We start from the raw sequence: 15,494 nt of genomic DNA on the forward strand, positions 1-15,494 counted from the left end.
TCACTCACCGCCCTCGGGCGCGTCGCCGTGCAGCACGACGCGGCCGCGTCCGCTCTGCTTGGCCGTGTACAGGGCCTGATCGGCCAGTGCCACCACCTGCTCGAGATCCGCGTCGTCCCGCGGCCACAAGGCGCCGCCGATGCTGCAGCCAACCTGCAGGTGGCGGTTTTCCCAGTGAATCGGCATTGCCAATGCCTGCAGCGTCCGCTCGGCGATCTGCCTGGCCTGGCTGGCGGCGTCAGCGGCGGCGACTTGCAGGATCATCAGAAACTCATCGCCGCCCAGGCGCACCACCAGATCGCCACCGCGCAGGCAGCCACGCATACGCGCCGCAGCCTCGCGCAGCACCTGGTCGCCAGCGGCGTGGCCGTAGCGGTCGTTGACCGGCTTGAACCCGTCGAGGTCCAGATAGAGCACCGCCAGGCCATCCTCGGTGCCCTGGTTGCGCTGTTGCGCACGCGGCAGGTAGCGGGCCAGCGCGGCGCGGTTCGGCAGCCCGGTAAGCGGGTCGTGGTGGGCGCGGTTTTCCAGCGCATCGAGCTCGGCGTGCTGGTGCGTGAGGCTTTCCACCAGGTGGCGGATGGAATGGCTGAGCCGGGCGATTTCCCGGGGGCTGCCGATTTCCGGGATCACGGTGATTTCGCCGTTGGCCAGGCGGTCGGCAGCGCGGGCGATGGTGCGCAGCGGGCGGGTCACGTAGCTGGCCAGCAGCCAGCCACAGACGGCAAACAGCACGGCCAGCACCACGCCCAAGCCGAGGATGGTGAGGTGCATGGCGCGCACCGGCGCATCGGCCAGCTGCAGCGCCTGGCGGGCCACCACCATCCAGCCCAGGCCCGGGTAGTCGAGGTAGCCCTGGCTGGCCGTCAGGCCGGTGAGGTAGCGCTTGCCGTCAGGCCATTGCTGCACCGCCCATTCGCTCTGCCGGGCCGCCAGGTTCTGCATCATCGGCAGGTGCAGGCGCTGGCCGACCAGCTTGCGCGGGCCGAGCAGGATGGTACGGTCACGGCTGATCACCAAGAACTCCACCTGGCGGCTGTCCTCGATGGGCTTGAGGATCGCCTCGCCCACCTCGTCGGCCCAGGACCACGACAGGTGCGCGGCGAGGACACCGACCAGGCGGCCGCTGTCGTCATGCACCGGCAGGCTGATATCGACGAATTTCATGGCTTCGCCGCTGGGGTTGGGCAGCAGCTTGGCGAGCAGCGCCGCCTCGTGCACGTCGCCGATGAACAGGCCCTGGCTGCCTTCCAGGAACACCGGGCGCTTGGCGATGCTGGTGCCCTCGAGAATGCCGTTGCTGGAGGCCAGCACCAGGCCCTGGGCGTCGGTGAAACCGATCCAGGCGATGGTCGGGAACTTGCCCTGCAGTTCGTCGAGCAGCCGGCGCACCTCGGGTGCGCCTTGCGGATGACGCAGGGCGCTCAGGCTGCCGATCACCTGCAGCATGCCGGCGCGGCTCTGCATGTCGCGGTCCAGGCGGTCGACCATGGTGTAGGACGTTTCGGCCAGGTCGCGGCCGATCTCCGCGCGGATGCGCTGGCTCGAGTCCCGGCTGATCAGGGTGCCGAGCAGCAGGCTGAGCAGGCACACCAGCAACACGGTGAGCAGGGCATAGTGGCTACGCAGGCTGTGGGGGCGAAGCATGGTGGTGGGGGATCCTTGGGGCGGGCGGCTCACTGGAGTATAGAAGGGCCATTGGTCTACAGGTGCCCGGCGTGCTGCCAGAATAGTCCGAGTCGGGTATACTCCGCGGCTTTTCCGAAGTTTTACCTGCGAGTGCCGCCAGCCATGGAAATCAACCCGATCCTTAACAGCATCAAGGACCTGTCCGAGCGCACCCAGACTATTCGGGGGTATCTTTGACTACGATCACAAGCATGATCGTCTCGTCGAAGTAAACCGCGAACTCGAAGACCCGAACGTCTGGAACAAGCCCGAATACGCCCAGAGCCTGGGCCGTGAACGCGCCACCCTGGCGCAGATCGTCGAAACCATCGACGACCTGACCGGTAGCCTGGCCGATTCGCGCGACCTGCTGGACATGGCCGTCGAAGAAAATGACCAGGGCGCCGTCGACGATGTCGCCGCGGAGGTCGAGCGCCTGCGCGGAATTCTCGAGCAGCTGGAATTCCGCCGCATGTTCAGCCACGAGATGGACCCGAACAACTGCTACCTGGATATCCAGGCCGGCTCCGGCGGTACCGAGGCCCAGGACTGGGCCAACATCCTGCTGCGCATGTACCTGCGCTGGGCCGACAAGCGCGGCTTCAGTGCCGAGATCGTCGAGCTGTCCGAAGGTGAGGTCGCCGGTATCAAGGGCGCCACCGTGCACATCAAGGGCGAGTACGCCTTTGGCTGGCTGCGCACCGAGATCGGCGTACACCGCCTGGTGCGCAAGAGCCCGTTCGACTCCGGCGCCCGCCGCCACACCTCGTTTTCGGCGGTATTCGTGTCGCCCGAGATCGACGACAAGGTGGAAATCGAGATCAACCCCGCCGACCTGCGCGTCGACACCTACCGCTCCTCCGGTGCCGGTGGCCAGCACGTCAACACCACCGACTCGGCGGTGCGGATCACCCACGTGCCGACCAACACCGTGGTGGCCTGCCAGAACGAACGTTCCCAGCACGCCAACCGCGACACCGCCATGAAGATGCTGCGGGCCAAGTTGTACGAGCTGGAGATGCAGAAGCGCAACGCGGCCTCCCAGGCGCTGGAAGACAGCAAGTCGGACATCGGCTGGGGGCACCAGATCCGCTCCTACGTACTCGACGATTCGCGCATCAAGGACCTGCGTACCGGGGTCGAGCGCAGCGACTGCCAGAAGGTGCTCGACGGCGATCTCGACGGGTACCTCGAAGCCAGTCTCAAGCAGGGGCTTTGAGAGCAGCCGCAAGCGCCAAGCTACAAGTTGCCAGTTACAGCGGATTCGCCTCTGGTGAGGCATCCGCTTCAGCCCGGCAGCGATCTTTCCAGAATGATGATTTGACCGGGACGACCCGAAATGAGCGACCAGCAACGCGACCACAACGAACTGCAACAGGAAGAAAACAAGCTGATTGCCCAGCGCAAGGAAAAGCTTGCTGCCATCCGTGAGCAGGGCGGTGCCTTCCCGAACGACTTCCGCCGCGACAGGCTCTGCGCCGACCTGCAGAAACAGTACGTGGACAAGACCAAGGAAGAGCTGGAAGCGGCTGCCATCCCGGTCAAGGTCGCCGGGCGCATCATGCTCAACCGCGGCGCGTTCATGGTCATCCAGGACATGAGCGGGCGCATCCAGGTCTACGTCAACCGCAAGACCCTGCCCGAAGAAACCCTCGCCCAGGTCAAGACCTGGGACATGGGCGACATCATCGCCGCCGAGGGCACCCTGGCCCGTTCGGGCAAGGGCGACCTGTACGTCGAGATGACCAGCGTGCGCCTGCTGACCAAGTCGCTGCGCCCGCTGCCGGACAAGCACCATGGCCTGACCGATACCGAGCAGCGCTATCGCCAGCGCTACGTCGACCTGATCGTCAATGAAGAAGTCCGTGAGACCTTCCGCGTGCGCTCCCAGGTGATCGCCCATATCCGTCGTTTCCTCGCCGAGCGCAACTTCCTCGAAGTGGAAACGCCGATGCTGCAGACCATTCCCGGCGGCGCGGCGGCCAAGCCGTTCGAAACCCACCACAACGCCCTGGACATGGCCATGTTCCTGCGCATCGCGCCGGAGCTGTACCTCAAGCGGCTGGTGGTCGGTGGTTTCGAGAAGGTTTTCGAGATCAACCGCAACTTCCGTAACGAAGGCGTTTCGACCCGGCACAACCCCGAGTTCACCATGCTCGAGTTCTACCAGGCCTACGCCGACTACGAAGACAACATGGACCTGACCGAGGAGCTGTTCCGCGAGCTGGCCCAGACCATTCTCGGCAGCACCGACGTGCCCTATGGCGACAAGGTGTTCCATTTCGGCGAGCCGTTCGTGCGCCTGTCGGTGTTCGACTCGATCCTCAAGTACAACCCGGAAATCACCGCGGCCGACCTGCAGGACCTCGACAAGGCCCGCGCCATCGCCAAGCAGGCCGGCGCCAAGGTGCTCGGCTTCGAAGGCCTGGGCAAGCTGCAGGTGATGATTTTCGAGGAACTGGTCGAGCACAAGCTGGAGCAGCCGCACTTCATCACCCGCTACCCGTTCGAAGTCTCGCCGCTGGCCCGGCGCAGCGACGACGATCCGAGTGTCACCGACCGCTTCGAGCTGTTCATCGGTGGCCGCGAGATCGCCAACGCCTACTCCGAGCTCAACGATGCCGAAGACCAGGCCGCGCGCTTCCTGCAGCAGGTGGCCGACAAGGACGCCGGTGACGACGAAGCCATGCACTTCGACGCCGACTTCGTACGCGCCCTCGAATACGGCATGCCGCCGACCGCGGGCGAGGGCATCGGCATCGACCGCCTGGTGATGCTGCTGACCAATTCGCCGTCGATTCGCGACGTGATTCTGTTCCCGCATATGCGCCCGGAACTCTAAAAGTCCAACGAGCCGCCTCCGGGCGGCTTTTTATTGCCCGTGAATCAACGCCTATCCTGTAGGTGAATGCCGCGCCGAGTGCTTGACGCCGCGCCGCGGGGAATCGGACTATCAGCCGGTGGCGGCCCCACGACTGTCTCGAGGAGAGCATGATGAAAGCCTGGCGCGCGTTGGTGGTGCTGTCGTTTCTGCTGTTGAGTGGCTGCCTGGTGACCTTCAAGGAGCCGATTCCTGCCAACGAGGCGGCCCCGGTGCCGCTGCTGGGCGTGTGGTCGCGCACCGATGAATGGGGCGAGCTGCGCTACCTGGACATCAGCCGCTCGGGCGCCAACCTGTACAAGGCCGACACCTATGTCGACAACCCCGACAACGTGCCCAGCGTGCAGAGCTACAGCTTCACGGTGGCCCACCATGGGCGGCGCTGGTACCTGTCCGCCGGGGTGCCCAAACGCATGGGCGCGAACTTCGCCATTGGCGGTTTCGAGCTGACCCAGGGCGGTGAGCTGGTGCTGTTCAATCTGGATGTCGAGCGTATCCGCCAGGCCATCGCCGAGGGCGAGCTGGCGGGTAACGGCGTGCAGATGCCCCAGGGCGAGGGCGTGCTGGTGACCAGCCCGCTGGACAAGGTGTTCGCCTACCTCAACGACCCCGCCAACTCCGACCTGTTCGTCGAAGTGGCGCGCTACCAACGCAGTGCGCCCTGAAATCGCCCATCAAGCAAAGAGGATTGTCATGAACAGCCATACCGCACTCGACGGCTACCAACTGGTGGTGCGCGCGCTGTCCGATCGTATCGTCGAGGCGCAAACGCCAATCCGCGTGCTCGATGCGGTGAAATGGGACGACTCCATTCGCCAGGCGTTTCTCCACAGCAAGGGCCGCGAGTTGCCGGCCATCGACCGCGGCTACTACGACAGCCGCCCCCTGGCGTTCGACCCGGCCGCCAAGAAGCTGGAATTCCAGAACATCGAGCGTGACATCACCCGTCAGCTCGGCCAGTTCAACCCGGTGGGGCAGATCATGCGCCGCATGTGCCGCGAGTACCGCATGGTGATTCGCATGCTGGAGGCCCGCGGCACCTCGGATTTCGGGCTGATTTCCCAGGAGCTGTACGGCGCCGCGTCGGATGCCTTCCATGCCGGCGATCCGACCCTGGCCGACCTGGGCCTGATGTTTTCCGGTTACCTGAACAACATCGACAACCGCGGCGACCTCAAGGATGAGCCGAAGACGCTCAGCGCCAAGGATGCCGTGGCCATGCTGCAGAGCCGCCTGAACCTGGTGTTCGGCGAGAGCGAGAACACCATCCGCGTGTTCGAGTCCGACGGCATTCTCGCCGACGCCGCGGCAGGCGCCGATTACATCAAGATCCGCAGCGACGCGATGTTCAACGAGCGTGACGTCAAGGCGCTGGAAGTCCACGAAGGCCTGGTGCACGTGGCCACCACGCTCAATGGCCAGAACCAGCCGATCTGCACCTTCCTGGCCAAGGGGCCGCCCTCGTCGACGGTCACCCAGGAGGGCCTGGCCATCCTCATGGAAGTGATCGCCTTTGCCTCCTACCCCAGCCGCCTGCGCAAGCTGACCAACCGCACCCGCGCCATCCACATGGCCGAGCAGGGCGCCGACTTTCTGCAGGTCTGCGATTTCTACCGCGAGCAGGGCTTCAGCCTGGAGGACAGCTACAGCAATGCCAGCCGCGCCTTCCGAGGCTCGGCACCGGATGGTCTGCCCTTCACCAAGGACCTGTCGTACCTGAAGGGCTTCATCATGATCTACAACTACATCCAGCTCGCCGTGCGCAAAGGCAAGCTGGAACAGATCCCTTTATTGTTCTGTGGCAAGACCACGCTCGAGGATATGCGTACCCTACGCCAGCTGGTCGATGAAGGGCTGGTGAGCCCGCCCAAGTACCTGCCGCAGCAGTTTCGTGATCTCAACTCGCTGTCGGCCTGGATGTGCTTCTCCAACTTCCTCAACCACCTGAGCCTGGATCGGATCGAAGCCGACTACGCCAACATTCTCTGATTCGGGGCCATGCTGGCGTCAGTGCATTTTGTTCACGTACAGGGAGTACGATATGGAACATTCGGTTTTCGAGCGGCAGGGTCAACTTACTGACCGGGCTATCAGTCCAGCCGCCTATAACCTGGCCATCGGTCTGACTCTGCTCTGGGGGTTCGCGGTCAACTGGTGGATGGTCGACAACATCAGTACCGAATGGATACGCGGCATCAATCCATGGGTGTTCTACGGCGGCTACTTCGCCTCCTGCATGCTCGGCGTTTCTCTATTCGCCCGCTCCGCCAACCCCTTGAAGAGCTTCGTTGGTTACAACCTCGTGGTCGTGCCGTTCGGTCTTGTCGTCAATCTGGTGGTCAGCCGCTACGATTCGCAGTTGGTGCTCGAGGCCATTCGCATCACCGCGCTGGTGACGGCCGGAATGATGCTGCTAGGCACGCTATTCCCGTCTTTCTTCAGCCGTATCGCTTCGGCGCTGTTCGTCGCCTTGCTGCTGGTGATCGTCGTAGAGCTGGTGGAAATTCTCTTCTTCGGCGTCCACCATGGCGCGCTCGACTGGATCGTGGTGCTGATCTTTTGCGGCTATATCGGCTACGACTGGGGGCGCGCCAACCAGATCCCGAGGACTCTGGATAACGCGATCGACAGTGCCGCCGCGTTGTACATGGATATCATCATCTTGTTCCTGCGCATCCTACGGATACTCGGACGAAGATGACCGGCGTAACGTACCTCTTTGCAGGAGTACCTCGAACTGGAGCCGCAAGGGCACCTTTCAGGTGGTCAGCCGACAACTCGCCTACAAACCTTAACGCCGCGATGCAGCCCGATGGCGAGAGTAGCTAAATGAACGAGCGCAACCCCATTCCCCTGATTCTCACCGCCATCGGCAGCATTGCCGGCACCGTCGCGGTCCTTGGCTTCTACGGCTACCTGCACTTCGCCAAACCCGAGGATGCCCTGCTGCTGGCCGAATTCACCATGCTCAAGACCGTTCCCGGCGAGGATTACCGGGTCAGCCTGAAGCCCGCCGATCAGCTGGCGCAGTGCATCGATGGCGTGCTGGTGCTGTTCGATCTGCAGCAAAAGGGGCTCAGCGGTGTGCTGGTCGACGAGGCCAAGCGGGCCGTGCGCTGCAACCCCTAAAACGACAAACCCCGCCTGGGCGGGGTTTGTCTTGTCAGGCAGCCTGCACCTTTGCAGGTGCAGACAGGCCGAGGCCTTAGTTGCCCATGGACGAGCGCGGAGCAACCGGCTTGTTGTCGTTGGAAATGGTCACTTCCACACGACGGTTCATGGCGCGGCCGGCCGAGTCGCTGTTGCTGGCGACCGGGTATTCCTTGCCATAACCCTGGGCGACGATGCGCTCCGGGCCCACACCCTGGCTGACCAGCGCGGCGCGAACCGAGTTGGCACGGCGCTCGGACAGGCTCTGGTTGTACTGAGCCGAACCGGTGCTGTCGGTGTAACCTTCGACGATCACCTTGCGATCCGGGTTTTCGCGCAGGAACTGGGCGAGTTTGGTGATGTTGTGCATGCCGCCGGGCTTGAGCTCGGAGCGATCGAGGTCGAACAGCACGTCACCGAAGGTCACCAGGGTGCCGCGTTCGGTCTGCTTGGCGTTCATGCTCTCCTGCAGCTGCTTGATCTGCGCATCACGGGCTTCCAGGCGTGCCTCGGCGCGCTGGGCAGCGGTCTGCTCGAGGCTCTGCTCGGTGGTGCGCAGGGCGATGGTCTGCTCGGCCAGCTCGATGCGCTTGTTGGCCAGGTAGGACAGCTGGTCGACGCGCTTCTCGTCTTCTTTCTCGCGGTAGGCTTTTTCCGCACGCTCCAGCGCTTCGCCGGCGTCCTTGGTTTCCAGGGCGGCGACTTTGACCGACTCCGGGTTGGTCTGCAGGCTGGAGTAGCTGCTGCGCGCCTGCTCCAGGTTGACGTTGGGCTTGGAAGCACAGGCAGCCAGGCCGACGCTCAGGGCCAGCAGGGCAGGAATCATCACTTGATTACGCATGGTCGTTCATCCTTCTATGAATTGGCGAAAGCGGTAGCGGGCGTTATTGCTGCTGACCCTGGGTACGGATCTGCTGGGCGCCGCGCATGCCTTCCTGACGCAGCTCTTCGATGCCCTGCTGAGCATCCTTGAGCGCCTTGTCAGCCTTGGCTGCCTGGGTCTTGCGGGTGGCTACGCGAGCGTCCCACTCGGCCTGTTCGGCCAGACGCTTGGCTTCTTCGTAGTTCTTCTCGACCAGTTCCAGCTCGGCTTGCTTGAGCTTGTCCTGGGCGGATTTGGTTTCCACCGCGGCGAACTCCGTACCACCGGAGCTGACGGCTTCATTGACGGCGGACTTGGTCACCGCCATCTGTTCACTGGGCGGGTTACCCGCGCAACCAGCCAACAGCAGGCTGCTGCCGATGGCCAGCGCAGCGACCTTCCAGCTGGCCAGTTGGGTACGAGCGTTTGGGGCAGTTTTAGCGGTCATGGTGTGCAACTCCATTGGTAAATAACTGGCAAAACAGTCGGTTCCACGATGGTTACCTGCCGTGCGGAGCTCAGGAGCGATAGCCGCTGAGTAAGTTTTTCTCCGGCGACCAGCGGTCGCGTCGGCATAGTTCTGTGAGTCGGAAGCGGCGTGAAACGTTCAGCAAAAAACTGCGAATTGCCAGTATGGTGTCGCCAGCAACTTGGCGCAGGCCACGTGGTTAGCGGCCTGCACCGGGCTGACGAGTGTTCAGGGCGTAGTCGTCGGCTGCTCGGCGTCGAGCTCCTGGCGGTAATGCCGGGCCAGTTCGAGAAACCGCGGGGTCGGCCCGATGTCCTCGTAGATCGGATTGCCTTCCTCGTCGCTGGCCACCACTTGGGTGCCCTGCACGTAGGGCAGGCTGGCCTCCAGGTCTTCCAGGGCGGCGCCGAGCAGTTCGGCCAACAGTTCCTCGGGGCGGCGCTTGGGGTACATATGGCTCAGCGCGGCCAGGCGAGCAGCGGCTTCCACATCCAGGTGCACCTGGTAGGGCGTGCTGGCCAGGCGGCCGGTGGCGTTCTGTTCCCATTGCTGGACGAGCTGGCGGATCTTCATAGGTACCTCGAAAACGGGAGTGTTTCCTAGAGACCGGCGCTGGCCTGTGGCGTTCCGGCTGCCGTGCGCCTGCTGCTTTGCTCACATGGCGGCTTGTCAGCGGCGTCGCGGCTGGGCAATCTGGATGCTCACGCAGAGGCGCAGGGAGACTGGTATGACGCAAATCGATGCACGTCTACGCGAGGACGTTCACCAGCTTGGTGAGCTGCTTGGCAGTACCATCCGCGACCAGCATGGCGAGGCCTTTCTCGACAAGATCGAGCGCATTCGCAAGGGCGCCAAGGCCGCGCGCCAGGGCTCGGCCGATGGTGCACGGCAGCTCAGCGAAACCCTCGATGGGCTTCACGACAACGAGCTTTTGCCGGTGGCCCGCGCTTTCAACCAGTTTCTCAACCTGGCCAATATCGCCGAGCAGTACCACCGCGTGCGCCGGCGTGAAGCCGGCGAGGCGCAACCGTTCGAAAACCGCGTGTTCGACGAGCTTCTGCAGCGCCTGCGCGGCAGTGGCCATGATCGCGAGGCCCTGGCCCGCCAGGTCGCCCAGCTGGACATCGAACTGGTGCTCACCGCGCACCCCACCGAGGTGTCACGGCGCACGCTGATCCAGAAGTACGACGCCATTTCCGCGCAACTGGCCGAGCAGGATCACAGCGACCTGTCGAGCGCCGAGCGCGAGGCCATCGCCAATCGGCTGCAGCGGCTGATCGCCGAAGCCTGGCACACCGAGGAAATTCGCCGCGTACGGCCCACCCCGGTGGACGAAGCCAAGTGGGGCTTCGCGGTAATCGAAAACTCGCTGTGGTATGCGCTGCCCGCGGTGATGCGCAAGGCCGACCAAGCGTTGCAACGCGAAACCGGGCAACGCCTGCCGCTGGATGCCGCACCGATTCGTTTCGCTTCGTGGATGGGCGGTGATCGCGACGGCAACCCCAACGTCACCGCCAACATCACCCGCGAGGTGCTGCTGCTGGCGCGCTGGATGGCGGCCGACCTGTACCTGCGCGACATCGACAGCCTGGCCGCCGAACTGTCCATGCAGCGCGCCAACGATGAGCTGCGGGCACGTGCCGGCGACACCGCCGAGCCGTATCGCGCGGTGCTCAAGCAACTGCGCGAGCGGCTGCGTGCCACCCGCACCTGGGCACACGAATCCCTGGCCGGGCCAGTCAGCCCACCGGCGCTGGTGCTGCACGACAACGCCGAGCTGGGCGAGCCGTTGCTGCTCTGCTATCGCTCCCTGCATGATTGCGGCATGGGCGTGATCGCCGATGGCCCGTTGCTGGATTTCCTGCGTCGGGTCAGCACCTTTGGGCTGTTCCTGGTACGCCTCGACGTGCGCCAGGACGCCACCCGGCATGCTTCGGCCATGGCCGAAATCACCGAGTACCTGGGGCTGGGTCGCTACGACAGCTGGGACGAGGAACAACGGTTGGCATTCCTGCAGGGTGAACTCAGCGGTCGCCGGCCCTTGTTGCCGGCCGACTTCAGCCCCAGCGCCGACACTGCCGAGGTGCTCGCCACCTGTCGCGAGGTGGCGGCTGCGCCAGCGGCCTCGCTGGGCTCCTACGTGATCTCCATGGCCGGCGCCGCGTCGGACGTGCTGGCCGTGCAGCTGTTGCTCAAGGAAGCCGGTCTGCGCCGGCCCATGCGCGTGGTGCCGCTGTTCGAGACCCTGGCGGACCTGGACAACGCCGCCGTGGCCATCGAACAGCTGCTGGGTTTGCCGGGTTATCGCGCCGGCCTGCACGGGCCGCAGGAAGTGATGATCGGCTACTCGGATTCCGCCAAGGATGCCGGCACCACCGCGGCCGCCTGGGCGCAGTACCGCGCCCAGGAAAGCCTGGTGCGCATCTGCCGTGAGCATGAGGTCGAGCTGCTGCTGTTCCACGGTCGCGGCGGCACCGTGGGACGTGGCGGCGGTCCGGCCCACGAGGCGATTCTGTCGCAACCGCCCGGTTCGGTGAACGGACGCTTCCGCACCACCGAACAGGGCGAGATGATCCGCTTCAAGTTCGGCATGCCGGATATCGCCGAGCAGAACCTCAACCTGTACCTGGCCGCGGTGCTGGAAGCCACCTTGCTGCCGCCACCGGCGCCACAACAGGCCTGGCGCGAGCAGATGGACAAACTGGCGGCCGACGGCGTGGCCACCTACCGCGGCGTGGTGCGCGAGCATCCACAGTTCGTCGAGTACTTCCGCCAGGCCACGCCTGAGCAGGAGCTCGGTCGGCTGCCCCTGGGCAGCCGACCGGCCAAGCGACGTGAAGGCGGGGTGGAGAGCCTGCGGGCGATCCCGTGGATTTTCGCCTGGACCCAGACGCGCCTGATGCTGCCCGCCTGGCTGGGCTGGGAGGCCGCCCTGCGTAACGCCCTGGAGCGCGGCGAAGGTGAGTTGCTGGGCGAAATGCGCGAGCAGTGGCCGTTCTTCCGCACCCGCATCGACATGCTCGAGATGGTGCTGGCCAAGGCCGACGAGTCGATCGCCAGGCTGTACGACGAGCGTCTGGTGGCCAGCGAACTGCATCCGCTGGGCGCCCATTTACGCGACCTATTGTCGCAGGCGAGCGAGGTGGTGTTGGGCCTTACCGGCCAATCACAGCTGTTGACCCACAGCCCCGAGACCCTGGAATTCATCACCGTGCGCAATACCTACCTGGACCCACTCCACCTGTTGCAGGCCGAGCTGCTGGCCCGCTCGCGGCAGCGCGAGCACGAGGCGGGAAGCGCTCTGGAGCAGGCCTTGCTGGTGAGTGTGGCGGGTATCGCGGCGGGGCTGCGCAACACGGGTTGAAGGGCCGTCGAGCGTGCTGCATTGGTCGGCGATCATGCCTGCAAAAGCGTTGATCCAGAAACGATTTGCAAGCTATTGGCCCGGCTGCGGCACGCGTTCGACTTTGGTGGGATGGTGCCGCCAGCGCCGTTGCGCTCAAGCTGTGCCAGCGTAACGGCAAATCGGCGGGCGATCGCCATGACCTGCGGCTTTTCAACGGCTTGTGCGCCATTGGAGCGCTGTGTATCTTGATCGACCTTCTGACAGTTCGGCACCTGGCCGGGCTGCCGAAACCCTTTTCGAGATTGGCCCCGCAAGGCGAGTCCACAATACCAAGAACTTGAGGAGCACATCGATGCGCGTGATTCTGTTGGGGGCGCCCGGTGCCGGCAAAGGTACTCAGGCAGGTTTCATCACCAAGAAATTCTCGATTCCGCAGATCTCCACGGGCGACATGCTGCGTGCGGCGGTCAAGGCCGGCACCGAACTGGGCGTGGCAGCCAAGAGCGTGATGGACGCCGGCGGCCTGGTCTCCGATGAGCTGATCATCAACCTGGTCAAGGAACGCATCGCGCAGCCCGATTGTGCCAATGGCTTCCTGTTCGATGGTTTCCCGCGCACCATTCCGCAGGCCCAGGCCCTCAAGGACGCTGGCGTGCAGATCGACCACGTGGTGGAAATCGCCGTCGACGACGAAGAAATCGTTGGCCGCATCGCCGGTCGCCGCGTGCATCCGGGCTCGGGCCGCGTATACCACACCGAGCACAACCCACCGAAGGTCGCCGGCAAGGACGACGAAACCGGTGAAGAGCTGATCCAGCGTGAAGACGACAAGGAGGCCACCGTGCGCCATCGCCTGTCGGTCTACCACTCGCAGACCAAACCGCTGGTGGACTTCTACCAGAAGCTTTCGGCCGCCGAGGGCACGCCGAAGTACAGCGCCATCGAAGGCGTCGGCTCGGTCGAGCAGATCACCGCCAAGGTGCTGGCAGCGCTGAGCTGACCCGAACCACTCACACAACGGCCCGCTTGCCAGGCTGTTTGAAAACTACTGCGCTTGTTCATGCAGCGTTAAAAACCGGCTCAAAATGCTCATTTACAGCTTGTAAACTGCGCTTTTTCGCCGGTTTTTGCCTTGCCTGACCATCGCTCGCTACGTTTTCAAACGGCCTGTCACGGGCCGTTGTCGTTTCTGGGCATGCCAGGGCGGCAGCGAGGCAGATTCGGGTCGCTGGCAGGCAGCCGCGACCGCTGCCGTTTGGTTACTATCGGGCTCCTCCATCGCCACCTGGCATGCTGCGAATTCTGGCCGGCGCCCCCGGCGCCTGCTGGTTTGCTCGACCGTCACGAAGAACTTCGAGAAAGGCGGCTATAACCACCACCCCATCAGAGTGCATTCCATGACCCGGAACAGAAGATTTGCCTGCTTGCCCATCGCCCTCGTCGTATCGGCGCTGAGTGCATCCGTCGCCCTGGCCGACGGCGCCGCCGAGAAGAAGGGCGAGTGCCCGGTCGAGCAGTTCACCATGGCGCTGCGTTACCAGCAGCAATCCGCGGAAGTTCGCGCCTTGCAGATGCAGGCCTACAACATTGCCACCGAGAAGCTCGACGCCGCCGTGGCGGCTGCCGAGGATCCTTCCAAGCTGGCCATCGTCACCGATGTGGACGAAACGGTGATCGACAACTCCGCACTGCTGGCGCGCGACCTCGCCAACTGCCACAGCTACGACGGCTGGGACACCTGGCTGCCGTGGGAGCGTGACGGTGATCCGGTGCTGATTCCGGGGGCCAGGAAATTCCTCGAGCACGCCGACCAGCTGGGCGTGACCATCCGCTATGTGTCCGACCGCTCCGAGGAGCAGAAGGACTACACCCTCAAGGCCCTGAAGAAGCTCGACCTGCCCCAGGTCAGCGCCGACAGCGTGCTGCTGCTCGGGCCACCCAAGGTGGAGCGTCGCGCGTTGGTCGCCAAGGACCATCGCATCGTGATGCTGCTCGGCGACACCCTGCACGACTTCGACGCACGCTTCCGCAAGACCCCGGTGGCCGAGCAGCGGGCGACCGCCGAAGCCGAGTCGGCGAAGTGGGGCACCGAGTGGATCGTGTTCCCGAATGCTGGCTACGGCACCTGGTCCAAGGAGCCGCTCAAGGCCTGGGATGCCAAGCCCGTTATCGAGAAGTGGTAAGGGTTCTGGCGGCTCGCTGAGCCGCTGGCCGGCCGGCGCCTGCCTGGGCGCCGTTGATCTGCTCAGGCGGCCGCCTGGCCGCCGAGCGCTGTTGCGGCGAGACCGGTTGGCTCGCTGCGCTGGAAAAAACCAGCTCAAACCGTTTTAATGCCCGCCCGCTCAGCCACCACTACAGATCGCCATGACCACTCTGCTGGCCCTCGATACCGCCACCGAAGCCTGCTCCGTCGCCCTGCTGCATGACGGCCGGGTGACGAGCCACTACGAGGTGATTCCGCGCCTGCATGCCCAGAAGCTGCTGCCGATGATCAAGGCACTGCTGGCCGAGCAGGGGGTTGCGCTGTCGGCGCTGGACGCCATCGCCTTTGGCCGCGGCCCGGGTGCCTTCACCGGAGTGCGCATTGCCATCGGCGTGGTGCAGGGGCTGGCCTTCGCCCTGGATCGCCCGGTGCTGCCGGTCTCCAACCTGGCCGTGCTGGCGCAGCGTGCACAGCGCGAGTACGGTGCCAGCCAGGTGGCTGCCGCCATCGATGCGCGCATGGACGAGGTGTACTGGGGCTGCTACCGCGCCGAGGCGGGCGAGATGCGACTGGTCGGGCGCGAAGCGGTATTGGCGCCGGAGCGCGCGCAACTGCCCGATGCGGCAACGGGCGATTGGTTCGGTGCCGGCACCGGTTGGGGCACCTTCGCCGAACGTATCGGCGGCCAGGTTGTTGCCTGCGATGGCGCGATGCTGCCCCATGCCGAGGATCTGCTCGGCCTGGCGCGTTTCGCCTGGGCCCGTGGCGAGGCGGTGGTGGCCGACCAGGCCCAGCCGATCTACCTGCGCGACCAGGTCGCCACCCCGAAAATGCCGCCGCCGGCGGGCTTTTGAGCCTTGAGCGACGAAAGGGTCGTCCTTTTGTCGTCAACTTTTCGACATCCATTGCCAAGGG

General features: G+C 64.6%; 14 protein-coding genes. 10 read left to right on the forward strand and 4 right to left on the reverse strand.

The genetic code is table 11. The features are described from left to right. The gene (locus QYS36_RS04875) at positions 1 to 1,647 is read right to left on the reverse strand and encodes a GGDEF domain-containing protein (RefSeq protein ID WP_308838428.1); all 1,647 of its coding nucleotides are present in this window, start codon (positions 1,645 to 1,647) and stop codon (positions 1 to 3) included. Positions 1,648 to 1,791: 144 nt separating this feature from the next. Between QYS36_RS04875 and prfB the strand changes: the two genes are divergently transcribed. The 6 genes from prfB (at position 1,792) to QYS36_RS04905 (ending at position 7,678) form a co-directional block, all read left to right on the forward strand. After that, positions 1,792 to 2,887 (forward strand): peptide chain release factor 2 gene (gene prfB, locus QYS36_RS04880; protein WP_308838429.1). Its coding sequence is split into 2 segments (ribosomal slippage): positions 1,792 to 1,863 and positions 1,865 to 2,887, totalling 1,095 coding nucleotides; the frame shifts between segments, so codons are not numbered across the junction. 120 nt (positions 2,888 to 3,007) lie between these two features. Then, the gene (lysS, locus tag QYS36_RS04885) at positions 3,008 to 4,510 is read left to right on the forward strand and encodes a lysine--tRNA ligase (protein WP_308838430.1); all 1,503 of its coding nucleotides are present in this window, start codon (positions 3,008 to 3,010) and stop codon (positions 4,508 to 4,510) included. A 152-nt stretch (positions 4,511 to 4,662) separates the two neighbouring features. Continuing rightward, a complete protein-coding gene (locus QYS36_RS04890) occupies positions 4,663 to 5,214 on the forward strand; it encodes a hypothetical protein (protein WP_308838431.1) in 552 nt (183 codons plus the stop codon). Positions 5,215 to 5,242: 28 nt separating this feature from the next. Further along, positions 5,243 to 6,538 carry a flavohemoglobin expression-modulating QEGLA motif protein gene (locus QYS36_RS04895; RefSeq protein ID WP_308838432.1) on the forward strand — a complete coding sequence of 432 codons (1,296 nt, stop codon included), beginning with the start codon at positions 5,243 to 5,245 and terminating at the stop codon, positions 6,536 to 6,538. A gap of 52 nt (positions 6,539 to 6,590) precedes the next feature. Continuing rightward, positions 6,591 to 7,250 carry a Bax inhibitor-1 family protein gene (locus tag QYS36_RS04900; protein WP_308838433.1) on the forward strand — a complete coding sequence of 220 codons (660 nt, stop codon included), beginning with the start codon at positions 6,591 to 6,593 and terminating at the stop codon, positions 7,248 to 7,250. A gap of 128 nt (positions 7,251 to 7,378) precedes the next feature. Then, the gene (locus QYS36_RS04905; protein ID WP_308838434.1) at positions 7,379 to 7,678 is read left to right on the forward strand and encodes a hypothetical protein; all 300 of its coding nucleotides are present in this window, start codon (positions 7,379 to 7,381) and stop codon (positions 7,676 to 7,678) included. A 76-nt stretch (positions 7,679 to 7,754) separates the two neighbouring features. Here QYS36_RS04905 and QYS36_RS04910 read toward each other — a convergent pair whose 3' ends face one another. The 3 genes from QYS36_RS04910 to QYS36_RS04920 form a co-directional block, all read right to left on the reverse strand. Then, complete coding sequence (locus QYS36_RS04910; RefSeq protein WP_308838435.1) at positions 7,755 to 8,540, reverse strand: OmpA family protein; 786 nt, start codon at positions 8,538 to 8,540, stop codon at positions 7,755 to 7,757. Positions 8,541 to 8,583: 43 nt separating this feature from the next. Continuing rightward, positions 8,584 to 9,024, reverse strand: a complete 441-nt coding sequence (locus QYS36_RS04915) for a DUF4398 domain-containing protein (protein ID WP_308838436.1) — start codon at positions 9,022 to 9,024, stop codon at positions 8,584 to 8,586. 234 nt (positions 9,025 to 9,258) lie between these two features. Next, the gene (locus QYS36_RS04920; protein ID WP_308838437.1) at positions 9,259 to 9,603 is read right to left on the reverse strand and encodes a pilin assembly protein; all 345 of its coding nucleotides are present in this window, start codon (positions 9,601 to 9,603) and stop codon (positions 9,259 to 9,261) included. Positions 9,604 to 9,757: 154 nt separating this feature from the next. On the opposite strand from QYS36_RS04920, the gene ppc reads away from it, so the two are divergent. From ppc to tsaB, 4 genes are all read left to right on the forward strand, one after another. Beyond that, positions 9,758 to 12,394: a phosphoenolpyruvate carboxylase gene (gene ppc, locus QYS36_RS04925; protein WP_308838438.1), complete on the forward strand. Its 2,637-nt coding sequence runs from the start codon at positions 9,758 to 9,760 to the stop codon at positions 12,392 to 12,394. Positions 12,395 to 12,728: 334 nt separating this feature from the next. After that, a complete protein-coding gene (gene adk / locus QYS36_RS04930) occupies positions 12,729 to 13,376 on the forward strand; it encodes an adenylate kinase (protein ID WP_111462150.1) in 648 nt (215 codons plus the stop codon). A 424-nt stretch (positions 13,377 to 13,800) separates the two neighbouring features. Further along, positions 13,801 to 14,559, forward strand: a complete 759-nt coding sequence (locus QYS36_RS04935) for an HAD family acid phosphatase (protein ID WP_308838439.1) — start codon at positions 13,801 to 13,803, stop codon at positions 14,557 to 14,559. Positions 14,560 to 14,740: 181 nt separating this feature from the next. Further along, entirely contained in the window at positions 14,741 to 15,433 is a 693-nt protein-coding gene (gene tsaB / locus QYS36_RS04940) for a tRNA (adenosine(37)-N6)-threonylcarbamoyltransferase complex dimerization subunit type 1 TsaB (RefSeq protein WP_308838440.1), read from the forward strand. Positions 15,434 to 15,494 lie beyond the last annotated feature (61 nt).

It is taken from the genome of Pseudomonas sp. G34 (assembly GCF_031119625.1).
Lineage (GTDB): Bacteria > Pseudomonadota > Gammaproteobacteria > Pseudomonadales > Pseudomonadaceae > Aquipseudomonas.